Origin of the sequence: Fulvivirga lutea, from assembly GCF_017068455.1 — a bacterium.
Lineage (GTDB): Bacteria > Bacteroidota > Bacteroidia > Cytophagales > Cyclobacteriaceae > Fulvivirga > Fulvivirga lutea.
Window position 1 is genome coordinate 1,049,009 of the sequence record NZ_CP070608.1, and the last position, 26,114, is coordinate 1,075,122.

Annotated in this window: 25 protein-coding genes; 13 read left to right on the forward strand and 12 right to left on the reverse strand. The window is 35.5% G+C overall.

The window, feature by feature from the left end:
• Window positions 1-23 precede the first annotated feature (23 nt).
• The 4 genes from JR347_RS04850 to JR347_RS04865 all read left to right on the forward strand — a co-directional run bounded on the left by JR347_RS04850 (window position 24) and on the right by JR347_RS04865 (window position 7,061).
• Window positions 24-3,746 (forward strand): glycosyltransferase family 2 protein, encoded by a 3,723-nt coding sequence (locus JR347_RS04850; protein WP_205722923.1) that lies wholly within the window; start codon window positions 24-26, stop codon window positions 3,744-3,746.
• Window positions 3,747-3,848: 102 nt separating this feature from the next.
• Window positions 3,849-4,508 (forward strand): class I SAM-dependent methyltransferase, encoded by a 660-nt coding sequence (locus tag JR347_RS04855; protein ID WP_205722924.1) that lies wholly within the window; start codon window positions 3,849-3,851, stop codon window positions 4,506-4,508.
• Between the two features lie 157 nt (window positions 4,509-4,665).
• Window positions 4,666-6,114: an MBOAT family O-acyltransferase gene (locus tag JR347_RS04860; protein ID WP_205722925.1), complete on the forward strand. Its 1,449-nt coding sequence runs from the start codon at window positions 4,666-4,668 to the stop codon at window positions 6,112-6,114.
• Between the two features lie 11 nt (window positions 6,115-6,125).
• Window positions 6,126-7,061, forward strand: a complete 936-nt coding sequence (locus tag JR347_RS04865) for a hypothetical protein (protein WP_235689761.1) — start codon at window positions 6,126-6,128, stop codon at window positions 7,059-7,061.
• Here JR347_RS04865 and JR347_RS04870 read toward each other — a convergent pair.
• Genes JR347_RS04870 through JR347_RS04900 form a run of 7 tightly spaced genes read right to left on the reverse strand, consistent with a single transcriptional unit; the run spans window position 7,058 to window position 14,167 of the window.
• Complete coding sequence (locus JR347_RS04870) at window positions 7,058-8,461, reverse strand: synaptonemal complex protein 1 (RefSeq protein ID WP_205722926.1); 1,404 nt, start codon at window positions 8,459-8,461, stop codon at window positions 7,058-7,060. The two genes, JR347_RS04865 and JR347_RS04870, sit on opposite strands and share 4 nt — an antisense overlap.
• Before the next feature lie 54 nt (window positions 8,462-8,515).
• Window positions 8,516-9,502 (reverse strand): dTDP-glucose 4,6-dehydratase, encoded by a 987-nt coding sequence (gene rfbB, locus JR347_RS04875; protein ID WP_205722927.1) that lies wholly within the window; start codon window positions 9,500-9,502, stop codon window positions 8,516-8,518.
• A 3-nt stretch (window positions 9,503-9,505) separates the two neighbouring features.
• Entirely contained in the window at window positions 9,506-10,057 is a 552-nt protein-coding gene (gene rfbC, locus JR347_RS04880) for a dTDP-4-dehydrorhamnose 3,5-epimerase (protein WP_205722928.1), read from the reverse strand.
• Window positions 10,057-10,929: a glucose-1-phosphate thymidylyltransferase RfbA gene (gene rfbA / locus JR347_RS04885; RefSeq protein ID WP_205722929.1), complete on the reverse strand. Its 873-nt coding sequence runs from the start codon at window positions 10,927-10,929 to the stop codon at window positions 10,057-10,059. The genes rfbC and rfbA overlap by 1 nt, the downstream gene beginning before the upstream one ends.
• 2 nt (window positions 10,930-10,931) lie before the next feature.
• Entirely contained in the window at window positions 10,932-11,948 is a 1,017-nt protein-coding gene (gene galE / locus JR347_RS04890; protein WP_205722930.1) for a UDP-glucose 4-epimerase GalE, read from the reverse strand.
• A complete protein-coding gene (locus tag JR347_RS04895) occupies window positions 11,945-13,195 on the reverse strand; it encodes a nucleotide sugar dehydrogenase (RefSeq protein ID WP_205722931.1) in 1,251 nt (416 codons plus the stop codon). The genes galE and JR347_RS04895 overlap by 4 nt, the downstream gene beginning before the upstream one ends.
• 6 nt (window positions 13,196-13,201) lie before the next feature.
• Complete coding sequence (locus tag JR347_RS04900) at window positions 13,202-14,167, reverse strand: SDR family oxidoreductase (protein WP_205722932.1); 966 nt, start codon at window positions 14,165-14,167, stop codon at window positions 13,202-13,204.
• Window positions 14,168-14,259: 92 nt separating this feature from the next.
• Between JR347_RS04900 and JR347_RS04905 the strand changes: the two genes are divergently transcribed.
• Genes JR347_RS04905 through JR347_RS04935 form a run of 7 tightly spaced genes read left to right on the forward strand, consistent with a single transcriptional unit; the run spans window position 14,260 to window position 20,179 of the window.
• Entirely contained in the window at window positions 14,260-14,916 is a 657-nt protein-coding gene (locus JR347_RS04905; RefSeq protein ID WP_235689762.1) for a heme exporter protein CcmB, read from the forward strand.
• A 14-nt stretch (window positions 14,917-14,930) separates the two neighbouring features.
• Window positions 14,931-15,587 carry a cytochrome c biogenesis protein CcsA gene (ccsA, locus tag JR347_RS04910; protein WP_205722933.1) on the forward strand — a complete coding sequence of 219 codons (657 nt, stop codon included), beginning with the start codon at window positions 14,931-14,933 and terminating at the stop codon, window positions 15,585-15,587.
• The gene (locus tag JR347_RS04915) at window positions 15,584-15,832 is read left to right on the forward strand and encodes a CcmD family protein (protein WP_205722934.1); all 249 of its coding nucleotides are present in this window, start codon (window positions 15,584-15,586) and stop codon (window positions 15,830-15,832) included. The genes ccsA (JR347_RS04910) and JR347_RS04915 overlap by 4 nt, the downstream gene beginning before the upstream one ends.
• Window positions 15,829-16,239, forward strand: coding sequence for a cytochrome c maturation protein CcmE domain-containing protein (locus JR347_RS04920; RefSeq protein WP_205722935.1), 411 nt, complete (start codon window positions 15,829-15,831; stop codon window positions 16,237-16,239). The genes JR347_RS04915 and JR347_RS04920 overlap by 4 nt, the downstream gene beginning before the upstream one ends.
• A gap of 15 nt (window positions 16,240-16,254) precedes the next feature.
• Window positions 16,255-18,792, forward strand: coding sequence for a cytochrome c biogenesis protein CcsA (gene ccsA / locus JR347_RS04925; protein ID WP_205722936.1), 2,538 nt, complete (start codon window positions 16,255-16,257; stop codon window positions 18,790-18,792).
• Window positions 18,792-19,583, forward strand: coding sequence for a Rossmann-like and DUF2520 domain-containing protein (locus tag JR347_RS04930; RefSeq protein WP_205722937.1), 792 nt, complete (start codon window positions 18,792-18,794; stop codon window positions 19,581-19,583). Before ccsA (JR347_RS04925) ends, JR347_RS04930 begins: the two co-directional genes overlap by 1 nt.
• A complete protein-coding gene (locus JR347_RS04935) occupies window positions 19,583-20,179 on the forward strand; it encodes a hypothetical protein (RefSeq protein WP_205722938.1) in 597 nt (198 codons plus the stop codon). Before JR347_RS04930 ends, JR347_RS04935 begins: the two co-directional genes overlap by 1 nt.
• Here JR347_RS04935 and prmC read toward each other — a convergent pair.
• Window positions 20,162-21,031, reverse strand: a complete 870-nt coding sequence (prmC, locus tag JR347_RS04940) for a peptide chain release factor N(5)-glutamine methyltransferase (protein ID WP_205722939.1) — start codon at window positions 21,029-21,031, stop codon at window positions 20,162-20,164. The two genes, JR347_RS04935 and prmC, sit on opposite strands and share 18 nt — an antisense overlap.
• A 90-nt stretch (window positions 21,032-21,121) precedes the next feature.
• Here prmC and ribD point away from each other — a divergent pair, with 90 nt between their 5' ends.
• Window positions 21,122-22,126, forward strand: a complete 1,005-nt coding sequence (gene ribD, locus JR347_RS04945; protein WP_205722940.1) for a bifunctional diaminohydroxyphosphoribosylaminopyrimidine deaminase/5-amino-6-(5-phosphoribosylamino)uracil reductase RibD — start codon at window positions 21,122-21,124, stop codon at window positions 22,124-22,126.
• Between the two features lie 96 nt (window positions 22,127-22,222).
• A complete protein-coding gene (locus JR347_RS04950) occupies window positions 22,223-22,705 on the forward strand; it encodes a GAF domain-containing protein (RefSeq protein WP_205722941.1) in 483 nt (160 codons plus the stop codon).
• Window positions 22,706-23,080: 375 nt separating this feature from the next.
• Here JR347_RS04950 and JR347_RS04955 read toward each other — a convergent pair whose 3' ends face one another.
• From JR347_RS04955 to JR347_RS04970, 4 genes are all read right to left on the reverse strand, one after another.
• Window positions 23,081-23,734 (reverse strand): phosphatidylserine decarboxylase family protein, encoded by a 654-nt coding sequence (locus tag JR347_RS04955; RefSeq protein WP_205722942.1) that lies wholly within the window; start codon window positions 23,732-23,734, stop codon window positions 23,081-23,083.
• 10 nt (window positions 23,735-23,744) lie between these two features.
• Window positions 23,745-25,019 carry a Glu/Leu/Phe/Val family dehydrogenase gene (locus JR347_RS04960; RefSeq protein ID WP_205722943.1) on the reverse strand — a complete coding sequence of 425 codons (1,275 nt, stop codon included), beginning with the start codon at window positions 25,017-25,019 and terminating at the stop codon, window positions 23,745-23,747.
• Window positions 25,020-25,090: 71 nt separating this feature from the next.
• On the reverse strand, window positions 25,091-25,921 hold the full coding sequence (locus tag JR347_RS04965) for a phosphatidate cytidylyltransferase (RefSeq protein ID WP_205722944.1): 831 nt from the start codon (window positions 25,919-25,921) through the stop codon (window positions 25,091-25,093).
• Window positions 25,902-26,111, reverse strand: coding sequence for a putative signal transducing protein (locus JR347_RS04970; protein ID WP_205722945.1), 210 nt, complete (start codon window positions 26,109-26,111; stop codon window positions 25,902-25,904). The genes JR347_RS04965 and JR347_RS04970 overlap by 20 nt, the downstream gene beginning before the upstream one ends.
• Between the last annotated feature and the right edge of the window lie 3 nt (window positions 26,112-26,114).

A 26,114-nucleotide genomic window follows, 5' to 3' on the forward strand; every position in this document is an offset into this window, starting at 1 on the left:
GAAGCTAATTAGGAAGTTTAACTATGGAAATACACAGTAAGAATGAATTACTTAATAGGTTGACAAAATTTGAACAATTAACGAATACCGAAATTGATCTTATTGAAGAAAAAACGGATAAGATAAAAATACAGATTGAGAAGGCTGAACGTATTTTAAACTCAACTATCAAAATAAATTTTGATGATAAAGAGGCAAAAAAAATCACAAGGCTTTTGAAATACAAACTTTTTAATCTTGGTTTCACTGAAAGGGCATTGTCAGACCTCGAAGAAAAAACTAAGCAAGATACAAGTGGAAACCTAAGAAAATTATGTGCTTGGGAGTTAGCTTTATGGTATGCGAATAAGTATAACCAAGAGGCTGCAAAAAAATGTATTTACTATCTAGAAATAAATACTGACAATGGTAGCAATATGCACCTTTCCAGTCAGGCCTCGGTGCTAGCGGCTGAAAGTTATGCCCTTTTAAATCAGATTGGGAAGGCCAAAGAAATTCTTGATCGTTCGTTGGATGTAGAAGAAAATCCTGACGTTTACTTGGGAGTAGCCTCATTGCAAAGTAGTAGCAAAGAAAAAATCAATTGGTTAAATAAAGCCTTTAGATATAATAATAATTGTGAAGTTACTTTAACGGGGGACTTTCAGAAACCATTATACGATCAATTGATAACTTTTTCGGAGGCCAAAAAAGAGGGGCCTCTTGTAACAGTAATTATTCCAGTCTATAATTCTGCTGATACAATCGGAACAGCGCTGCAATCCCTTTTAAATCAGACATGGTATAATATTGAGATAATTGTTGCCGATGATTGTAGCACAGACCAAACTTTAAAAGTAGTTTCTGAATTTAAGGATGAAAGGGTTAGAGTTATAAAAGCGGAGGTTAATGGTGGTCCTTATCATGTAAGAAACTTGGCTCTGCTAGAAGCAAAAGGAGAGTATATAACATGCAATGACGCTGATGACTGGTCTCATCCTGAAAAAATTGAGCTTCAAGTTCTTGAGCTGCAGCGAAATGAAGGTCTAGTGGCTACAATGTCAAGCTGGGCCAGAGTAACTGACGATTTGATTTTTTTTAGACGAGGTAATCCTGGATTTTTTATACAAATGAATTTATCATCCTTGATGATAAGAAAAGAAGTTGTGTTCAAAAGTCTAGGTGGGTGGGACCAAGTTCGGTTTGGAGCTGACTCTGAGTTTCTCCATAGAATAAAAACCTTATTTGGAAACCAGTCTATAATAGTGTTGCCAAATATTTTATCATTAGCCAGGGTTTCTGAAGGGTCTTTAACTGATAATAAAAAATTCGGATATCATGGAACCCCCATGGGTGTGAGAAAGGAATATGCTGAATCCTACACCTACTATCATAAGCGTACACGAGAATTATTGTATGATATTAGAAATACCTCAAGGCCTTTTCCTGTTCCTAATGCAATGCTCAATCCTAAAACTAAAATGTTATTTTTTGATATGGTGGTTGCATTTGATTTTAGAATAGAAAACTCCAATAAAATTGAAGCAATAAAACAAAACATACATGAGGCAACATCTAAAGGGTATTCATGCGGAGTAGTACAAATTTCAAATTACAGTTCTGAGGAGAGGAGGGTTGTGAACGAAAACATAAGATCCATCTTAAATAATGACTCAGTTAGAATGATTGTTTATGGAGAGACGGTATCTACTGAATTATTAATAATATACGACCCATTCATTCTTACGGAGAAACAGGAATATATACCTAAAATTAAAGCTGGGAATTTAATATTAAAATTTAATGATCTATCATATGAAAGTGATAATAAAAGCTATTTGAACATTGATAAATGTTTAAATAATATAAAAGATTACTTTGAGAAAGATGCTCATTGGGTTCCTACAAATTATATGTCGAGAAATTCAATGTATATGATTTTTCCAGAGTGTCTGACCAGAATTGAATTATCCAAATCTAATTGGAAGGGAGTAGAACCGCTATTAAAGGAACACGAATCTAAAATACTCTATCAGAGAAACATAGCCCGAAATTATATAATTAGAGAGCAAAACATTCCTAAACTCAAACAATCTTATTATAACTCAGGACTAGATGCTGTTCCAGACACTTTTGTTTTATATAGAATCATTGGGAATGATCTTTATCCAAGGCATAAAAAAGGGCAGTCACTAGAAAACTTGAGATTTATACTAGAAAATGAGCCTGAATTGAAGGATTGTCAAAAAAGGTTTATTGTAAACCGTATTTTTGACGAAACAATTGAAAACGAAATAGTTTCATTGTTGAAAAAGCATAATGTCAAGTATACAATTATAAAATTTGAAGCCAATGAATATCTTAAAGTAGATTTTAGCATCGACTGTTTTTCACAGCCCAGTTATTTATTGAGTGAGGAATTTGAAAATTCAGGAGTTTTTGCAAAGTATAGGGCATGGTTAGCACCTTGTTCATTAAAGAATGCCTACTTAATGAATAATAATGGTGCAAGAAACCTAGCACTTGAAGAAGGAAAAAAAGTTGCAAAATGGGTGCTTCCATGGGATGGGAACTGTTTCATTACAGAAAATGCATGGGAAGAGTTTGTAAATGATGTAAAGAGAGACCCATATTTTAGGCATTTCATTGTGCCAATGGCTCGTATCACGAACAATAGAGACTTGCTAAAAAATGATTTTAGACCAAGTGCAACAGAAGAACCTCAAATAGCTTTTAGACATGACACAAAGGATATTTTTAATGAAAAATTTGTGTACGGTAGAAGGCCAAAAGTGGAACTTTTTTGGAGACTCGGGGTGCCAGGAACATGGGATGAATGGAAGCAAGACGATCCTTGGGACCCCACCAGAGGTAGTTTGTCCGAAGAGGCTTATTCTTTTGAATTTGGAGGATGGGTTTCTCGTCTTTATTCTGGCATGGGTGAGTTAGAAAAAAAACAAAATGCAGGTAAAAGAGTACTAGCAAGGAACGAGGCTATTTTTAATTCAATAGCTTATGTTACATCTCAGTGTGCAGATGCTAAGAAAACGGATAAAGTGTTTTTAAAATCACCTCTTTCAAGTACTTCCATTTCAAAGGGCTCAAGAATCGGAAACTTGATTTATAAATTAAAAAGCACCAACATAGAACATTCTAGGAATCTTAAAGATATAATGCTGAGTATCATTGCCTTTAGCTTATTTGATTTACCCATAAACGGTAAAAACCTTATAAGTAAAACTCACGAAATATTATCGCCAGAAAGTCTGAAAGAATTCTATAGGTCTCAAGCCCAACTTAAATTAGGGACCAATAATATGTCTACTTCATTATGCTTTTTTCTGGATTCACTAAGAATTATAAAGGATTCTCAATTATGTACTAGTGATGAATTATCTGAGTTAGATAAATCCCTATCAGAATATTTTCACTGGCTTTTAAATTCGAAAGAATGCCTTATTTTGAGAATATCTCATGAATATTTAGGTGTGTTATTTGAGCTTCAAGTACTATCACTATCTGCCTATTTAAATAATCTTGAATCTCTTTACAAATCAATTATAAGATTGAAATGTAAGTATGCCACTGCATATTTGAATAATGAAAATGTGTTAGTACATTCTGATCTTTACATTGCATGGCATTTATCAAATAAAATCGCAAAACATTGGGGATGTGAGATTATAGGGATTGATTTGATTAGTGATACGAATTATGAAATGCCATCGCTGGAACATGAATTGGACTTTCTTAAACTAATTATATAATTGAAATAATAATATTGGAAAATGAAATTAGAAATACACAATTTATTTTCTTTATAATTTTAAATTACAGTCCGAATTATTTAATGTAACCAATTTAGACCTATGAATAATAAGATTAAAGTATTCGAGCAGTATGAAAGTATTCCATACATAACTAGGCAAAAAGCCAATATTATATACGACCTAATTAGGGAGAATAAACCAGACTTATGCTTGGAATTAGGATTCTACCACGGTAAGAGCTCAGCAGTCATAGCACAAGCTTTAGAAGATAATGGCAATGGTAAGCTAATTACATTAGATTTGCCTTCAGCTTTTAAAAGAACTCCAAACGTAAATGATGTCTTATTGTCATTAAACTTATCTCATAGAGTTGATGTGATTACGGATGAAGAGGGTTTTCATTGGTCTTTGATGGATATTTTAGAAAGAGATAAAAAACCTAAGTTTGATTTTGCATACATTGATGGTGCCCATACTTGGGAAGGAACTGGTTTCGCTGTATTTCTATTAGAGCGTATGTTGAATCCAGGGGCTTATCTAGTTTTTGATGATTTGAATTGGACAATAGAGCAAAGTAATAAGAACAGAGAGAGAAATGGGAAAAAAATGATAAATACCAAATCTACTTTGAGGCAGTCGCAGACACCAGGGGTTCTTAAAGTATTTAATATAATTTGTTCTGAGCCATATTATACTAACCATCAGAGAATTTTAGACTATGGGATCTGTCAAAGATCAAATTTTAGCTTAATGCATTGATGAAGTTTTCAGATCTAGACCATACCGAAGATAATTGTTTCAAGATTTAAAACTCGCAATAAACAAGCCGGTGTTATTAAAAAAAGAAATAGAATATATAAATTCTTCAATTGCCTTACATTGAGAAAATTAAACGAAATATTACAGGTTAATTAATATGCTTTTTAACTCATTAGAATTTACTATATTCTTACCAGTAGTTTTTACTATATATTGGGTATTACAGAAATCAAAGCTTAAATATCAAAATTTTTGGATTCTTGCATCCAGCTATTTCTTCTATGGTTGGTGGGACTGGAGGTTTTTAGGGCTGATACTTTTCAGCACACTTGTAGATTACTTTGCGGCCAAGTCAATTTCAAGTTCAAATGGCAATAATAGAAAGCTTTATCTATGGCTGAGTATTTGTGTTAATTTAGGGTTTCTCGGGTTTTTTAAATATTTCAATTTCTTTATTGATAGCCTTAAAAACTCAGTATTATTCTTTGGAGGTGAGTTAGATGTAGCAACTTTAGAAATTGTGCTTCCAGTTGGAATTAGTTTTTATACCTTCCAGACCCTTAGTTATACCATTGATGTATATAGAGGTAAAATAAAACCTACTGATGATTTTATTGCATTTGCTGCATTTGTTAGCTTTTTTCCCCAATTAGTAGCTGGGCCAATTGAAAGGGCAAGCAATTTACTTCCTCAATTTTTTACGAAAAGGACATTTTCTTATTCTCTTGCAATTGATGGTCTAAGACAAATATTGTGGGGATTGTTCAAAAAAATGGTTATTGCTGATAATTGTGCAACATTCGCAAACTTAATATTTAATAATAGCGATGATTATTCAGGAAGTACACTCTTTGTTGGTGCGATGTTTTTTGCTTTTCAGATATATGGAGACTTTTCTGGCTATTCCGACATAGCTATTGGGACAGCTAGACTGTTTGGTTTTAATTTGATGAAGAATTTTGCATTTCCATATTTCTCCAGAGATATAGCTGAATTCTGGAGACGATGGCATATTTCATTATCAACTTGGTTTAGAGATTATTTATATATACCCTTAGGTGGTAGTAAAGTTGGTAGCATCACAAAGATTAGAAATGTCTTTATCATATTTATAGTAAGTGGTTTTTGGCACGGTGCGAATTGGACATTTATTGTTTGGGGAGCTTTAAACGCTTTGTTTTTTATTCCATTATTAGTTTTAAATAGAAATAGAAAAAATTTGGATTTTGATGAACATCAAAATGTTTGGATTTATTTAAAAAATTTATTTAATCGCGTTCTGACTTTCATTCTTGTGACAATTGCTTGGGTATTTTTTAGAGCGGAGAGTATTGATCATGCTTTGAACTATCTAAAGTCAATGTTTACCAAAGCGTTATTTACTTCTTTAGATTCGAAAATATTGGAGGATAGCACTGTACTCTTTTATTTGATATCGATTTTTATATTGTTAGAGTGGGTAGGTAGAAAGAATGAATATGCATTGGAGAAATTAGGTATGAGTTGGCCAATGTTAATTAGGTGGTCGTTCTATGGGTTGATTATATTTTCAATTGGAATGTTCATGGTTACTGAAGAAACTCCATTTATTTATTTCCAGTTCTAAAAGATTTATTGATGATGGGAAGATTTATTTTAAAGCTTACGGCCTTTTTATTTTTTTCATTTATTATTTACACACTTACCCTCATACTTTTTGGAGAGTATTTGCCATCAGAATGGAATAATAACTTGAATTATAAAACAGCTTCTGGGGGTCATGCACTAACAAGATTTAGAGAGGTTAAAACTGTTAAAAGTGCAGATGTTTTAATAGTAGGATCTTCTCATGCCTACAGAGGGTTTGATCCTAGGATTTTTTCTGAATATGGATATAACTCCTTCTTCAATCTTGGCTCAAGTTCGCAAACACATTTGCAAACCGAGGTATTGCTAGAAAGATATTTAAAAAAGTTAAACCCAAAATTGATTATTTATGAAGTTTACCCAGGTACGTTTAAAGCTGATGGGATTGAGTCATCGTTAGATATTATTGCCAATGATAAAAATGACTTTGAATCATTTAAGTTGATTTTTAAACATAAACATATAAAGATAGTGAACTCATTTATCTACGGATTATACAGAGATATTTCAGGTTTAAATAAAGGAATAAAGGAATCTAAAAGAAAAAAAGGGGATGAGTATATTGACGGAGGCTATGTTCAGAAGAAAAATAAGACATTTAGAAATGTTAGCAATTCAAAAAAATGGTGGAAAGTAAGAGATCAACAATTAGATGCTTTTGATGGAATTATTAAAAGCTTAAAAGATATGAATATAAAGTTCGTATTAGTTCAAGCTCCAATTACTTCCTCTTTTTACCAAGCTCATCAAAATAACGATTATTTTGATAGCCTAATGGATTCGCGCGGTACATACTTTAATTTTAACAAATTAGTCGAATTGAATGATTCAATACATTTTTATGATCGACACCATTTAAATCAAGCAGGAGTTAATATCTTTAACAAGAAATTAATTCAAATATTAAAGGAAAAGGACATGATTTAAGCATTCGGTTGAGCATTAAATTTCAGTATACCTTTGTGGGAATTAATCAATTCCATATTAAAGTCTAATTCCTTACACCATTCCATTCCAATTTGCTGCTCATCTTCACGATATCCATCGTCCAACAAGATTGTTGTTTTGCTATCTATATATTCCTTAAGAATTGGAATAGCCGGATATCTGGATTGTGCTTGAATACCTCCAGGAGGGCCATCAATAGAAATCAAAGATAAAGGTTCATCGATGTTCAAACCTTTAACATCATACCACATCCATTTTTTACCATTGATTTCATATTCAATCAAGGGGCAATAGTACAAGTCAATATAATCATTAAGTCTATGGGCCTGAATTTGACTAAATGTTTTTTCATAATATTCTTTTTCATGCTCTATTGAAATTACTTTACCCTTACCTTTTTTCTTCACACTATACCCTGATAAAATGGTAGTTATTCCTGAACCAACATCTAGTATCTTGCTATCTCCATTAGATTTTAAAATTGAATCTATCAATATAAGTCCATAATCAGATGAAATTGCCCAATCAGACATTATTGGTAATGGATGGTTTAATTGAATGAGTCCATGAATTGAAAATAGAGCATCAATCCTGTTATAATTTTGCTTTACATCCAACCGAATGTTCTCGGTATTTTTAGTAGAATTTTTAGTAAGTTGTTCCAGTTTCAAGTAAATAGTTTCGTCTTTTTTAGTTGATTTTAAAAACCCATTATTTAAGGCTTTAAGATGATTAATTGACTGGTCTTTAGAATAGTTAGCCAACTGTTTTATTTCACTATATATTAATGCGGAAGTATTCCTTAATTCCTTGTCTATTAATTTAGTTGTTTTGTCTATACTTCTTTCAATTTCAACAACTTGCTCAACAATTCTCAAATGATTCTCAAACTCTTTTTTGTTAACTAATTTTGTTTCTAATTGATCCTTATGCTTTTCCAATTCTTGAATTAGAAATGTTTTAGAAGTAAGATTATCTAATACTTTTAGCTGCTTCTCGAAAGATTCTAAAATTTTTATGATCTTAGAACTAAAAATGTTCAAATTACTGGCCAGTTGTTTGATATTATTACTTTGTATATTCTTTACATTACTAAGTTCAATATTTACTTTTTGTAGTACATCAGAGATAAATCTATCATTTTGATCTCTTTTTAAAAGATCATTTCTAAAATTAACCATTTGATCATTGATGTATACAAAATAAGTGGTTGCTAAAAAGTAAAATAATGCAATTGAAAAGTAAAAGAGGCTAGCAAGAAATATTTCTAAATAACCTAACTTATTAATACCAAAGTGCACAAATGACCAAAAACCACTATTTGTGATAAATAGAAATATGCAGATTAATTTTATTCTGTAGTGATTTAAATATTTCATGATTTTTGTTTTTTATAAAGGTTCCTGATAGTACAAAAACCTTTAATTGTGCCCTTAATTATTTAAATACCAATCAATTGTTAGTTCTATACCCTCTTTAAACTTGAGTTGTGGCTCCCATCCCAGTTCAGCTTTTATCTTTGAAGAATCAATTGCATATCGATGATCATGACCAGCCCGGTCTTGTACAAAAGAAATCAATTTAGATGATTCACCTGTCTTCCTTTCAAGTTTTTTATCCATAATATCACAAATTAAATTTACTATATCGATATTTTTCCATTCATTAAAACCCCCAACATTATATGTTTCTCCCAATTTCCCTTCGTGAAAAATTAGTTCAATTGCCTTAGCATGATCTTCAACATAAAGCCAGTCTCGAATATTGTCACCTTTACCATAAACAGGTAAAGGTTTTTTGTTTTTGATATTATAGATCATCAAAGGGATAAGCTTTTCGGGAAACTGGTTTGGCCCATAATTATTGGAGCAATTGGACATTTTAATTGGTAGATTATAGGTGTTAGCATAAGCTCTCACAAAATGGTCTGAACTTGCTTTTGAAGCGGAATAGGGCGATTTAGGGTCGTAAGGTGTAGTTTCTGTGAAATATCCTTTTTCACCTAATGAACCAAATACTTCGTCAGTTGAGATATGATAAAATACGTGATTTGGAAAATTATTCTTCCAATTAGCAACAGCACAATTAAGAAGATTTACCGTACCAAGTACATTAGTATTAACAAAGCTCAATGGATCTGATATGGAACGATCAACATGCGATTCTGCCGCTAAATGAATGATATCAGTTATTTTCTCATCATCGAATACCTTGTTTAATAATTCAATGTCACAAATATTACCTTTTACAAATTTATAATTATTAGCTCCTTCAACATCTCGCAAGTTTTCAAGATTACCTGCATAGGTAAGAGCGTCCAAATTTATTATTTCATATTGCGGATATTTAGTAACAAATAATCTGACAACATGCGATCCTATAAATCCTGCTCCTCCGGTAATTAAAATGCGCTTGCTCATGGTTTATTCAAATTGAGATTTAAATGACTGAAAATTCAATTGGTTTAAATCTTTATCAGATACTAAAACCTTGTCCTTAGGTATTTTCCAATCAATATTTAAATCAGTATCGTTGAATTTCAATCCTCCTTCTGAAGATTTATTATAAAAATTATCACATTTATACAAAATTTCAGCATTTTCGGAAATTACTGAGAAGCCATGGGCAAATCCTTTAGGTATTAGAAGCTGCTTTTTGTTTTCGGCTGATAACATGACGGAAAGATGTTTGCCATACGTTGAGCTTGACTTACGAATATCTACAACAACATCTAAAATTTCTCCTGAAATGGCTCTAATGAGTTTTGTTTGAGCATAAGGCGGATTTTGGAAATGTAGTCCTCTAATGACTCCATATTCAGAAAGTGAATGATTATCTTGTACAAAGTTATTATCAATACCTAATTCCTTTAATTTATTATAATTATAGCTCTCCATAAAAAAGCCACGACTATCCACAATTACTTTAGGTACCAGAATAAGTAGACCCTCAAAATCTGTTTTAATAATTTCCATTACTTCAACCCTTTAGACACGGCCATAAGATATTGACCATAATTATTCTTTAAAAGAGGTTCAGCTAGTTTTAGTAATTGATCTCTAGTTATATATCCCATGTTAAATGCAATTTCTTCAATGCATGCAATTTTCAACCCTTGTCTCTCCTCAATAGACTCTACAAAATTAGAAGCTTGTAATAAAGAATGATGAGTGCCCGTATCTAGCCATGCCATTCCTCTTCCTAATAATTGAACATTAAGTGTTCCTTCAGCCAAATACATATTATTTAAATCTGTTATTTCTAATTCGCCTCTTGCAGAGGGCTGGATTTTTTTTGCTTTCTTCACAACCGTATTGTCGTAAAAATATAAACCCGTTACAGCAAAGTGAGACTTTGGTGTTTTAGGTTTCTCTTCTATTGATATTGCCTTATTTTCCTCATCAAACTCTACAACACCATATCTTTCTGGGTCTTTTACATAATAGCCAAAAACAGTTGCCCCTGATGGTTGAGTAGCAGCCTCTCTTAGTGTTTTTGAAAAATTATATCCATAAAAGATATTATCTCCCAGTACAAGTGCTACACTATCATCTCCTATAAAATCTTCTCCGAGTATAAATGCCTGCGCAAGACCATCAGGTGAAGGCTGAATGACATACGAAAAACTTATACCCAATTCTGATCCATCACCAAGTAGTTTTTGAAATGTACCTATATCATCCGGTGTAGAAATTATTAATATATCTCTAATACCTGCCATCATTAGAACAGATAATGGATAATAGATCATTGGCTTGTCGTAGATTGGAAGTATTTGTTTAGAGACTCCTTTTGTAATTGGATAAAGTCTTGTACCAGAACCTCCTGCTAATATTATTCCCTTCACGATTAATTAATAAGTTTTTTCTGCCATCTCCAGGCATCTTGTAATGCTTCATCCAAAGATTTTGACGCTTTCCAACCTAAAGTTTTGTTTATGTAGCTTGCTTCAGCATATACTTTTTCAACATCTCCAGGTCTTCTTTCACCAATGCTGTAATTCAGTTGCAATTTGTTTACTTTTTCGAATGTTTTAATTACATCTAAAACGGAATTACCAGTTCCTGTTCCCACATTGATATAATCAACAAGATTTTCCTTCTTGTTAATCAAGTATTGAATTGCCGATACATGTGCCTTCGCAAGATCCACTACATGAATATAATCACGAATACATGTACCATCTTCAGTGTTGTAATCATTGCCAAATACAATCAATTTTTCCCTAATCCCGGCTGCAGTTTGTGTAATAAAAGGTACCAAATTATTGGGAACGCCTAATGGTAATTCGCCAATTAATGCAGATGGATGAGCTCCAATAGGATTGAAGTACCTTAACGCCAAGGCTTTTATGTTCTTTCCAGATTTGTAATAGTCTTCAATAATATCTTCACACATTTGCTTCGTCCTACCATAAGGAGATTCAGCGGTTTTTTTTGGTGATTTTTCAGTCACAGGCAATTTATCCGGTTGTCCATAAACTGTGCATGAAGATGAAAAAACCAAATTTTCGCAACCAGTAGCTTCCATCCATTTTAAAATGGAAATGGTTGAGCCAATATTATTCTCAAAGTACGTTAAGGGTTCTTTGGCAGATTCACCAACAGCTTTATAGGCTGCAAAATGAATACAACCATTTATTTTATAATCTTTTGTAACCTTTATCAACCAATCAACATTACCACAATCTCCTTCTAACAGTATGGGTTGTTTTCCGGTGATTTCTTTTATTCTGTCTACTACAAATCGCTCTGAATTACTGAAGTTGTCAACAATAATTGGGTCATAACCGGAATTTATTAGTTCAACACATGTGTGCGAACCTATATATCCGGCTCCTCCAGTTACTAAAATGAAGTTGGTCATAAACGGGCAGTTATGGTCGAAGGCTCTAAATATGCCTTTACATCATAAATTACTGATTTTTCGTCAGTTAGATTCTTAAGATCAATGTTTTTAAATTGATTATGGCCTACAGCCAATATAATTGCGTTGTATGTACCATTTAAAGTTTCTGTAAGTTCAATTTTATATTCATGCTTTACCTCTTCTTTGTCCGCCTCAGGATCATATACTTCAATAGTAGCACCAAAGTCTGTTAACTCATCAATTACATCTATCACACGACTATTACGTATGTCAGGACAATTTTCTTTAAAAGTAATTCCTAGTACAAGTATTCTGCTTTTGCTAATTGGGTTCCCCTTGTTAGACATGAGTTTGATGACTTTATTTGCCACATACATCCCCATGTTATCATTTATTCTTCTGCCAGCCAATATCACTTGTGGATTATAACCTAAACTCTCTGCCTTATAAGTGAGATAATATGGGTCTACACCAATACAGTGCCCACCAACAAGACCTGGTTTAAATGGCAGGAAATTCCATTTTGTCCCTGCAGCTTCTAATACTTCATGAGTATCAATTCCCACTCTATCAAATATCATTGCCAATTCATTCACAAATGCAATATTCAAATCTCTTTGGGAGTTCTCAATCACCTTGGCTGCTTCAGCAACTTTAATGCTTGATGCTTTAAACGTACCTGCAGTAATTATCTTTTTATAAAGGTCATCAACTTTATTTGCGATTTCAACCGTACTACCACTAGTCACTTTCTTTATTGACGGGAGTCTATGTTCTTTATCACCTGGATTAATCCTTTCGGGAGAATAACCACAGAAAAAGTCAATATTGAACTTCAAACCACTATTCAATTCAAGAATTGGCACACATACTTCTTCAGTACACCCAGGGAATACGGTTGATTCATAAATTACTATATCATTTTTAGAAAGAAGTTTACCTATCATTTCACTTGCCTTTATAAGTGGTGTAAGGTCTGGGTTGTTATGACTATCAATGGGTGTTGGGACAGTAATTATGTAAACGGTGGCATCAGCAATATCAGCTGTATCATATGTAAATGTTAACTTCTCTGATTCTACTAGTTCATTCTTGTTAACTTCTTTCGTGAAATCGTTGCCATTCTTTAACTCATCAATACGCTTACGATTTATATCAAAGCCAACAGTATCCAATATTTTTCCAAATTCAACTGCCAATGGAAGTCCTACGTATCCTAAACCAATAATTGCTACTTTATTCATTTTTTATCAATTTATTTTCTCATTTGTTGTATACCAATAATAAACTTTGGCTAATCCCTCTTTAAAGTAAACTTCAGGCTGATACCCTAATAGTTTTGAAATTTTTGCTATATCAGCCTTGGAATGTTTTACATCTCCTTTACGCTCCGGGCCATATTGCGCCTGGATATCTTTTTTCGAAACTTCTTTTAGAATTTCCACCATTTCATTCAAAGATGTCTGCTCCCCACAGGCAACATTATAAATTTGATTTAAGGCCTCATCATCTTCTGTAAATATTCCAAGTACATTCGCCTGAACTGCGTTGGTCACATATGTAAAATCCCTGGAAGTAACTCCATCTCCATTAATGGTTGGGCTATCACCTTCTAAAAATGCTTTACAAAATATTGGAATTACAGCGGCATATGGATTGTCCGGGCTTTGTTTTGGCCCAAACACGTTAAAGTACCTGAAGCCAATAAAATCCAGGTCATAAGTCTTCTTAAAAACTGCAGCATATTGCTCAATTGCAAATTTTGTAATGGCATACGGGCTAAGCGGGTTGCCAATTACATCTTCTTTTTTTGGCAGAGTAGGGCTATCGCCATAGGTACTGGATGAACAGGCCAAAAGCACACGATCAATTTTATTAATAACTGCTGCATGCAATATATTGACTGTGCCATCGATATTAACAGATGTTGTTAGCATCGGATTTTCGATTGATCTGGGCACTGAGCCCAATGCCGCTTGATGCGAGATGACATCATAACCCTTTGTCAACTCCACCATTTTGTCATAATCGCGTATATCAGCCTCTTCAAAATCAAACTTAGGATGATCATTAAATTCATCCAGGTTACTTCTGTAACCGTTTGACATGTTATCAATTACCCTTACATGTTCCACACGCTCGTCATTCAGTAGTGCTTCTACTAAGTTAGAGCCAATAAAACCTGCACCGCCTGTAACTATAACCTTTTTACCCATGAGTAGATTTTCAGCAAAACTAACAATAATGTGTTTAAGGCATCAAAATAGTTCGATATTTGATAAAATTGTGAGAAAGTAAACTCAAAAAATTGGTCTACGAATTTATAAAGAAAGAATTCAAACAGGAGTGGCGCAACAGATATGCGCTGAATGGCATATTGCTGTACCTGGTTTGCACAATTTTTATATGCTATTTGAGCTTCAATGTGCGAACTAATCAGCTTACACCAATTACCTGGAATGCCTTATTCTGGATCATTATGCTGTTTGCTTCGGTTAATGCCGTTGCGAAGAGTTTTATGGGTGAAAAATCAGAAAGGCAATTATACTACTACACCATTGTTAGTCCGCAGGCATTGATAATTGCCAGAGTGCTTTATAATTCAATGCTCTTATTGCTTATGTCGTTTGTTGGCTTTGCATTCTATTCACTTATTTTAGGTAATCCAGTTCAGGATCAAACGCTGTTCCTGATAAATCTTTTTTTAGCATCTATTGGGTTTTCCTCGACACTGACATTGATTTCCGCCATCGCCTCTAAAGCAGGAAGCAATCAAACGCTAATGGCCATATTAGGCTTTCCCATTCTTCTTCCAATATTACTGATGGTTATCAAAGTGTCTAAAAATGCGATGGATGGGCTTGATTGGTCTTCAAGTTTAGATGAACTCTTAACCTTATTGGCAATTAATCTAATTGTGGGGGCGGTATCTTACTTGTTATTCCCGTATCTTTGGCGCACATAAAAAAGCACTGAATTATGCGTCAATATTGGTGGAAAATAGTCACCATTATTTTATTACTCTACACTTTTTTAGGTGGCCTATTAATGGAAGTACCTAGGCTGAATATTCTTAACGAGACCATACGGGCACTTTATTTTCATGTGCCAATGTGGTTTGGGATGATTATCCTTTTAACTGTGTCCGTTGTGTATTCTATTCGATATTTGAAGAGTAACGATCAATCATTAGACTCAAAGGCCATTGAGTTCGCCAATGTTGGAGTTGTATTTGGAATATTTGGAATTTTAACTGGAATGTTTTGGGCGCAGTATACATGGGGAGCCTGGTGGAGTGGTGATCCAAAACAAAATGCATCGGCTATTGGCTTACTTATTTATTTTGCCTATTTCATATTGAGAGGCTCTATTGAAAACGAAGAGCAAAGAGCCAGAATCAGTGCGATCTATAATATTTTCGCTTTTGCAGCACTAATTCCTTTACTATTCATTCTTCCAAGACTGACGGATTCGTTACACCCCGGTAACGGAGGAAACCCGGGCTTTAATGCCTATGATTTGGACAGTAAATTGAGATTGGTTTTTTATCCGGCAGTAATAGCCTGGACCATGTTAGGAGTTTGGATTGCAACAATTAGAATACGATTAAGAAATTTGGAATATAAAACACTATGAAAAAGTGGTTGTTGATATTAATGATGTTTGCAACATCATTTTCATTTAGTCAGGAGAAAATTCCTGTGACTGAATCTGATTATCAGAATTCTGAAGTTCCAATGGCTGATAGGCTTAGAGAAGATGGTAAAATCTATGTTTTAACAGGAATTATCATGATCATTCTCATTGGAACCTTGGGCTATTTGGTGGTAATTGACAAAAAAATTAGCAGAGTAGAGAAAACGTTGGAGAATAAACAATGAAAAGATCACACATTATAGCAATAGTATTAATTGCGGCAGCCATTGGCATAATTATTTCAACGGCCGGTGATGCGAGTAGCTATGTTACTTTTGATAAGGCCTATGAAATGGCCAGTAATGGGAATACAAAAAGTATCCATGTAGTAGGTGAGTTAACGAAGAATGCAAATGGTGAGGTTACAGGTATTTTTCCTTCTCAGGATAAACTTTCCTTTCGCTTCATTATGCAAGACGAAAATGGTAAGCAACAGGAAGTTTTTTATAACGAACCTGTGCCGCCTGATTTCAAAAGATCTGAAAAAGTGGTGGTGATTGGTTCTTATAATCAGGACTTATTTATTGCAGACAAAATATTAATGAAATGCCCTTCTAAGTATCAGGAAGAGACAGTGAATGCTGAAATGTAGGGAAAATAAATTTTTATGATTCATGAATTTATAGGTGACCTGGGTCACCTTTTTGTAATTACAGCGCTGATAAGCGCAATATATGCGGCCTTTAGTTTTTATAAGGCATCTAGCCACGATGATCTTAAGCAGTCAGCAAACTGGAAGATAAATGGACGCACCTCTTTTTACGTTCATGCGATTTCTGTATTTGGAATCGTTTTTTGTCTGTTTTTTATTATTTACAATCATTATTTTGAGTATCACTATGCCTGGTCTCATTCATCCAGGAGGTTGCCGGGGCATTATATGATTTCATGCTTCTGGGAAGGTCAGGAAGGAAGTTTTTTACTCTGGATGTTCTGGCATGCTTTGCTCGGTTTGGTGATCATTTTTACCAATAAGTATTGGGAGGCACCGGTAATGACTATTTTCTCAACCGTGCAGGCGTTTTTAAGTTCGATGATTTTAGGGGTTGTGATTCCAGGGCTAGAATTGAAATTAGGTAGCTCACCTTTTATTTTATTAAGAGATGCATTAGATGCCCCAATCTTTACCAGTCAACCTAATTTTGTACCCGAAGATGGTACAGGGCTAAATCCCCTGCTCCAGAATTATTGGATGGTTATACACCCGCCTACCTTATTCCTTGGTTTTGCCACTACTGTAATACCTTTTGCGTATTGCATTGCGGGACTTTGGCAGAAGAAATATACCGAGTGGATTCGCCCGGCATTACCCTGGGCACTGTTTTCTGCAGCGATTTTAGGAATTGGCATATTAATGGGTGGCTACTGGGCCTATGAAACACTAAATTTTGGTGGCTACTGGAATTGGGATCCTGTTGAAAATGCAGTGTATGTTCCTTGGCTTTTCCTAGTTGCTGCCATTCATACCATGATTGCCTACAAGAATAGTAGCACAGCTTTAAAATCTGCCATTGTGTTGGTCATCACTTCCTTTGTATTAATTCTTTATTCCACATTCTTAACGCGAAGTGGGATTTTAGGAAATGCATCTGTACATTCATTCACTGATTTAGGCCTTTCAGGCCAACTGCTGATCTACCTTGTTTTCTTTACTTTATTATCGATTGTCTTGGCAATTTATAGATGGAAAGAAGTGCCAACAAGTGAGAAAGAGGCGCATACTTACTCTCGAGAATTCTGGATTTTCATCGGAGCTTTATCATTATGCTTAATGGGGTTTCAGGTGCTAATTCCAACCTCTATCCCGGTATTTAACAAGGTGGTTGAGTTGTTTGGATCTGTTGGAAACTTTGCACCACCAGCCAACCAGATCGAATATTACAGCAAATTTCAATTATGGTTTGCCGTTGTTGTGGCACTACTATCAGGTGTAGGACAATTCTTTTGGTGGAAAAAAATTGAACTGAAAGATTTAAAAAGCAGTCTCTCAGGGCCGTTGGTTTTAACACTTATTCTAAGTGCTATAATGATACTTTTGGGGGATGTAGCCAAACCGGCATATATCATTTTGTTATTAGCCGGAGTATTTACTATTGTAGCCAATGGTAAAATTTTAATTCAACTTTTTAAATCTTCGCCAAAGTTGTCTGGTGGCGCCATTACCCATATTGGTGTTGGGTTAATGCTCATCGGTATCCTTTTCTCTTCCGGGTATTCCAAGGTGGTTTCTCTCAACAATACGGGCATGCTCATCTCAAAAGAAGGCTCTAATGAGTTCAATAGTGAGAATTTGCTCCTTTTTGTGAATGAGCCTAAAACCATGCTAGATTATGAGTTGACGTACAGAGGCGAGCGCGTGGAGGAGGTAAATGAAGGTGTTTATATTGATAAAAATGATATTACAAATACGGCAATCCCTCATTTAGTCACCCTCAAAAGAGATGTAGTAGAAGGTGAAAATATCTTGTTTAACTCAGGCGATACGGTAGAAATTGCTCCTGAGAATACCTATTATGAGATTGAGTACAAATCAAATTCTGGAAAGACTTTCACACTTTACCCTCGGGCTCAAATTAATGAAGATATGGGTGGATTGTTGGCTTCACCTGACATAAAAAGAGGGATTGCGAGTGACTTATACACGCATGTTAGCTCCGTAAGAAATCCTAATGAAGATGTGGACTGGAGTGAGCAGGAAGAATTCAACGTTGGAATGGAAGAAAACTTCTTTGTCAATGATTATGTGACACAGGTATTAGGTGTACGTAGAATTGATGAAGTAGAAGGTGTGGACCTAAGCCCAGATGATGTGGCCATTAAGGCATTTATAAAAGTACAGGGCGAAGTAAAAGAATATGTAGCCACACCAATTTTTCTCATTAAAGACGGTCTTGTTGGTCGAATTCCAGATGAAATTAGCGACTTAGGCTTGAGGTTAACTTTACTCAATGTGCATCCTGAAACCAGCAGTTTTTCAGTAGCTGCTAATACCAGGCAAAAAAACTGGGTAGTGATGAAGGCTCTTGAAAAACCGTTTATCAATGTGCTATGGTTAGGTACTTTGGTATTGGTAGCCGGTTTTGTTGTTGCAATTAACAGACGATATTCCGAATTTCAGAAAATGAAACAAAAGGGATTGGAATAATGGCCTTAGGCAAACGCATTGCAATGATTGGTTCTGGAAATGTGGCATGGCATTTAGCGCCTGCCTTGGAAAATGCCGGACACATTATTGTAGAAGTATTTAGCCGATCAAAAAAAAATGCCAGTGCCCTTGTAGATCGCTTATACCAGGCGGAGATTAAAGAAGATTTAGACTTTTCAGATAGTACAGCAGAGCTATTCATCATTGCGGTTACTGATGACTGTATTTCTGAAGTGGCACAGGAATTGGCCTTACCAGAAAATGCAATTGTTGTTCATACTTCAGGAGCTCAATCGCTGGGTGAATTGGGTTACACTGCCACAGAAGCTATTGGAGTATTTTACCCGCTGCAAACCTTTAGCAAATCGAAAAAGGTAAAGTTTGAAGAGATTCCCATTTGCATAGAGGCAGAAGATAAAGACACGGAGAGGGTGCTGTTGACTATCGCGAAAAGCATTAGCAATAATGTACAGTTGGTAAGTACTGTGGATAGAAAGGCATTGCACGTTGCGGCTGTTTTTGCATGTAATTTCACTAACCATTGTCTGACACTTTCGGAACAGATACTAAATTCCAAAAAGCTGGATTTCGATATTCTTAAGCCGTTAATTATTGAAACAATAAATAAAGGGTTGGAACTTGGTCCATCCAATGCTCAAACCGGGCCAGCCAAGCGGCATGATTTCCAAACTTTAGACCACCACATGGAGTTTTTAAGCGAGAATGAAGAGCTAGCAGAGCTTTACAGGCTGTTCTCACAAAACATTGTAGATAATTACCCTATCGACTGATGTCTTCTCACCACATTGTTAGAGACGAACAAGAACCTGCTTTACTTTTACTAAATCAAGATTATTCTACTGATTTACTCGGTAACTTATTAGAATGGAGCCCAACTGTAATTATTGATTCTGAGATTGCAAATGCAGTGGGTAATGGTGGATTCAAAGTAGATATAGTGATAGGTACTGAAAAGAAATTAGTTGAAGCGAAGGGGTTTTTACAAGCTCAAGAGCCTGTTAAATACCTTTCAAAAAATGAAAGTGATGACTCATTTCTTCAGGCACTTTACTATTTGTCCGCGGCAAACTATAAAGCCATAAATGTTTTGGCCGATATCAACGATAAATATGTCAATGAGAGCCAACCATTCTTACCAAAACTGACCATTGTTTTTTATGGCGATGGTTATAAATGGTACTTTGTAAAGGATGCTACATTCAAAAAATGGTTAAAGGCCGGGCAGAAAATTAAATTGTTTGACACTGGTTTGCTGACAGACTACAAGAATTTGAAGGAAAATAAAAGTGAACTGATTGTTGTGCAAGATGGGCAGGCGGAGCTATCCGTTACTACTCCTGGGTTTTGGCTAGGCGAGACTATTTGATGCCCTTACTATTCTATCCTTGCCGTTGATGTCGGCAATGATGGCTACATTCTTATAGCCTTTCTGTTCGAGCATAAATTTGATTTTATCCCCAAATTTTTCATTAATCTCAAAATATAATCGGCCGTCTTCTTTTAATGAGCCTAAGGCATGCTCGGCTATTCGCTCATAAAATATCAGCGGATTTTCGTCACTCACGTACAGGGCGGTTCCTGGTTCATACTTGGTAACGTTTGGCTTCATCAGTTCCTTTTCAGAATATAATACGTAAGGTGGGTTACTTACAATAACATCTAAACCTTGTACAGGAAATGGCTCTTTTAGCGCATCAATCATCAAAAACTCCAACTCAACATTATGTTTTTGAGCATTTTGTCGAGCTACCTTAATTACACGAGGGTCAAAATCAATTGCGAAGGCCTTATTTAGTTTCAGCTCTTTAACAATGGTAATAGGAATACAGCCTGTACCAGTTCCTACATCGAGAAGTTTTATTTTCTTATCCTTATAATCCTTAATTATCAGGTTTACCAGTTCTTCAGTCTCGTTCCTTGGAATTAGAACGGCAGGATTTACTTCAAACTTTCTACCGAAAAAATCTGCTTCACCTATAATATATTGAATAGGTTCGTGATTGTTAATTCGATCTAAAAACCGCTTGAGCTCTTTAATCTCGTTTTTACTTAGATTGATCGATCTGTCAGAAATAATCTCAGACTTGTCAATCTTAAAAAAGCGATTGATCACCATGTAAGCAAGGCTTTGAATTTCCGTTTCAGGCTCTTCAATTTGGATATATTCGATAATCCATTTAAGAACTTTTTTGGTAGAATCGGGAATAATTTCTGACATTGTGGTTAATCAGATAGGGTTTACTAACATTGCAAAGCTAGTAAAAATCACATCAGAAAAAACAGAGACTTGACGCAAGACCATACATACATGCTTAGAGCTTTGGAGTTGGCTTCAAACGGCTTAGGCTATGTGAGTCCGAACCCAATGGTTGGTTGTGTTATTGTTCATAATAACAAAATTATAGGCGAAGGTTGGCATCGAAAGTATGGCGAGGCACATGCAGAAGTAAATGCGATTAACAGTGTTAAAGATAAATCTAAACTGAGTGAGAGTACTGTGTATGTGACACTTGAACCTTGCGCACATACCGGTAAAACTCCTCCTTGTGCAGATTTATTGATTGAGCACAGTGTAAATAAAGTAGTGATCGCCAATGTAGATACTAATCCTTTGGTTGGGGGAAAAGGTATTGAAAAGCTGAGAAATGCAGGAATTGAAGTGGAGACAGGCCGGATGGAAGAGGAAGGTAGGGAATTGAATAGGCGCTTTTTCACTTTCATTGAGAAGAAACGGCCGTATGTGCTATTAAAATGGGCTCAAACTGCTGATGGATATATTGCCAGAAAAGATTATGATTCCAAATGGATTAGCGGGGAAGAAAGTAGAAAGTTGGTGCATAAATGGCGGTCTGAAGAGCCTGGAATTATGGTAGCTACTCATACTGCCAAGTATGATAACCCAAGATTGGATGTACGCGACTGGAGTGGTAACAATCCTGTCAGAATTGTAATTGATAAAAACTTAGAACTCCCCCAGAACTTAAATCTATTTGACGGTACGATTCCTACACTTTGCTATAACATGAAGAAACATGAGGAGCAAGGAGCAATTACTTACGTGAAAGTTAGTGAGAATGATTTGCTGGATAATATTCTGACTGATTTATATGAACGTGGAATTCAATCGGTTTTGGTAGAGGGTGGAGCAGCTCTTCATAAGAATTTTATTGATGAATACTTGTGGGATGAAGCCAGGGTGTTCGTTTCTAAAAATACCTTTGGTGGTGGCATTGATGCAGCACGTATATCTTTGCCTTTTCAGGAAGAACTTATTGGTGAAGATAAGTTGTTAGTGTACAGGAATAAGAAATGACATTAAACCGTCATCGCGATCCGCCAGTTGGCGGAGTGGCGATCTTTTATTTAAGGATTGCTTCACTACGTTCGCAATGACGATAATAATAAAATTATGGCAGAAGAATTAATCATAAACACATCGGCTGATAAGAAGGAAAAGTACGAATCGTTGCTTCCTCAAATTGAGGGACTAATTTCTTACGAGGACGATTTAATAGCCAATCTTTCCAATATTACCGCGGCATTGAAATTTGGAATGAATTTCTTTTGGGTAGGTTTCTACATTGTAAAGAATGAAGAATTAGTACTTGGACCATTTCAGGGGCCGATTGCTTGTACTAGAATTAGAATGGGCAAAGGGGTGTGTGGTACTGCCTGGGAGAAAAATGAAACAGTTCTTGTGCCTAACGTTGACGAATTCCCTGGCCACATTGCTTGCAGTTCAGATTCTAAATCTGAAATTGTATTATGTGCTTCTAAAGAAGGTGAAGTAAAACTAATTCTGGATGTGGACAGCGATAAGTTAAACGACTTTGATGAAGTTGATAAGGAGCATTTAGAGAGGTTGATGAAGTTGATAGAGGAGAAGTTGTAAATTGTTTTATTGGGTTGAAGATTATTTGAGCATTGAAATAATCAACAGTAATATGAATATTGAAGTATAAATCCAAAAAAGTCTTCTTGATAATTTTGTCAACTTTATAATTAATGATATTTGTTTTGATGTTTGTTCGGATTTTGACTGTTCGTATAGCTGAGTCAACTCCTTCACTGTATATCCAATATTATAACTTACATTTTCAATTTTAAAATTATTTCTTCGTATAAGTCTATTTGTGATGAAATTCAAAGTCCATCCAAGAATGAATAAAAGAACTGAAAACGCAATTAGTGTATATAGAAAAGGCACAAGACTATTTTCTTAAATGCTGTGAGATATTATTAAATAAGTACGAACCCAAAGTCACAGCTACAGCTCCGCCAGCACAGTCCTTCCACCCAACGTTTTGTCACCTTCTTTTACAAGAACTTTAGTGCCAACAGGTAGAAAAACATCAACTCGAGAGCCGAATTTAATGAAGCCGAACTCAGCACCATGCTCAAGTTTATCGCCTTCTTTCACGTACCATTTTATACGTCTGGCTACAGCACCGGCAATTTGACGAACAAGAACAGATACTCCATTTTCGGTTTTTAAAACCATCGTAGTTCGTTCGTTTTCAGTGCTGCTTTTCGGGTGCCATGCCACTAGGTATTTACCGGCATGGTATTTAAAGAACTCAACAACGCCTTTCACCGGTGTGCGGTTAACATGCACATTTACAGGCGACATAAAAATGGAAATTTGAATTCTTCTGTCTTTTAAATATTCTTCTTCAGTCGTTTCTTCAATAACCACTACTTTTCCATCAGCCGGGGCGATTACCTGGTTAGGCTGTACAGATATCTTTATCAATGGATTTCTGAAGAACTGAAGAACAAGAAGGAAGATTATTGCACTGGCAATGCCTATTAACTTCACTACCGTTGTACTACCCACGTAGAAATATAATCCTATGTTGATGGCTGCAAGCACCAAAAGCATTACAGCCAATAATAATCTTCCTTCTTTATGTATTGTCACAATAAAATAATTAGAATCCGCCTCTAAACTTATAAGTTTTGGCCACTTTGTCAATAGCTACTATATAGGCAGCAATACGCATTGATACATCATGCTCTTGAGATGTGCGATACACATTATCAAACGCATCTTTCATAATCCTGTCAGAACGTCTGTTTACACGCTCGCCAGTCCATTTGTAACCTAATCGGTTTTGCACCCACTCAAAGTAAGAAACCGTTACACCACCAGCATTCGCCAAAATATCCGGTGCAACCATAATTCCTTTGTCGTGTATAATGTTATCAGCCTTTGCAGATGTAGGACCATTAGCTCCTTCAACAATCAATTTAGCTTTAATATTATCAGCGTTGCCGGAGTTAATTACATCTTCAGTAGCAGCCGGTACAAGTACATCTACTTCCAATGTTAGTAGTTCGTCATTGCCTATTTTCTCAGCACCTGTGAATCCGTCTAACGTTCCGTTATTACCATTTCTGTAATCAATAGCCTTTTGTATATCTATACCGTTTTCGTTGTGGTAAGCTCCTGAAAGGTCACTGATAGAAACAACCTTCACCCCTCTTTCTTCAAGAAGTAAAGCTGCAAAAGAACCTACGTTACCAAAACCTTGAACAGCGCAAGTAGCTTTATAAGGATTGATTTTTAATTTCTCCATGGCGGCTAATGCAGAAACCATTACGCCACGACCAGTTGCTTCAGTTCTGCCTAAAGATCCACCCAATACTAATGGCTTACCAGTAACTACAGAGTTAATAGTCATACCCTGTGTTCTCGAGTATTCATCCATCAACCAGGCCATTTCTCTTGGTCCTGTTCCCATGTCAGGAGCAGGAATATCTCTGTCAGGTCCGAAAATTTCTAACATGGCAAGTGTGTAAGAACGTGTTAAACGCTCAATCTCACCAGCAGACATTTCACGAGGGTTACATTTAATACCACCTTTGGCTCCACCGTAAGGAATATCCACAACGGCACATTTCCAGGTCATCCAGGCAGCTAGGGCTTTTACCTCATCTAAATGGACACCCGGATCGAAACGGATACCTCCTTTTGAAGGTCCGAGAATGTTGGAGTGAATTACACGATAGCCATCAAAAACTTTGATGCTGCCGTCATCCATCGTAATGGGCAAGGAAACAATTACTTGCTTTGCCGGAGATTTTAATACATTGTAAACTTCCTCGTCTAATCCTAAAATTTGAGAAGCTACATGAAAACGAGACATCATCGCTTCGAATGGATTCTGTTCGTCTTTAAGTGGTGCAGGTTCTATGTAACCCATAAACAATAAAATTTGAATGTTTAAATCGATTGCAAATTTATGGAATATTACTCCATATAAACCTGCAGATTTTAAAAGATTTTCAAGAATGCTGATATAAATGGGGCCGAAAGTAGTAGTCCGTCAAAGCGATCTAAGAATCCGCCATGCCCTGGGATTAAACGGCCGCTGTCTTTTATTTCTATGCTTCGCTTAAATAATGATTCTACTAAATCGCCATAGGTTCCGCAAATTGTTATGATAAATCCAATAGAAATCCACTGCCAGGTATCTAACACTGCAGTGAAATGCGATATAGTATAGGCCATACCCACGGCAAGTATGAGACCTCCGGTAAAACCTTCCCAGGACTTTTTTGGTGAAACACGTTCGAAAAGCTTTCTCTTACCATATCGAACTCCGGTAAAGTAGGCGCCTGTATCATTTGCCCAAAGTATAAACATAGAGCCTAAGATTAATTCGTAGGCGTAAATGGTTTGCGAAAAGGCAATCACGTTAAGTAAAGAAAAGGGCACTGAAATATAGAACACCCCGAGAAACGTAAATGCAATCCCCCGAAAGGGTTTTAATTCTTTTTTTCTGTAGAGGTAGATTAAATAATTAAGAGCCCCGATAGGGAAAATAAGCAAGTAAAAATTAGGCCCTAAATACCCGCCTTCTATCAGGAAAGACAAGGTAAAAATGGTTCCACCCATAAACGTTCCATAGGTTTTTAGAGGGAGCATACCATCGAGGCCAACGAGTTTATAAAACTCCAATTGGGTAATAATACAAATGGCTAAGAAAAGTGTGAAATACATCCACTGACTGTAATAGGTACCAAAGCCCAGGAGCAACACTCCTATTATAGCGGCAATAATGCGCTGAGTAAGATTACTATATTTACTTAAAATCGATGTCATTCTGAATGATCTGCTTGGACCTAATTACATCATCGGGAAGTACCAGTACTTCTAATGCACCGAAATTATTGTAGGAGGAGTCTTTCTTATTTAGAATGACCGATTGAATTCCAAAATCTTCTAAAACGCCTTTTACAATTTCGGCCCTATAAGACATTTCCGTTGAAAAAACCTTCTGCCATTTAGCCATGAA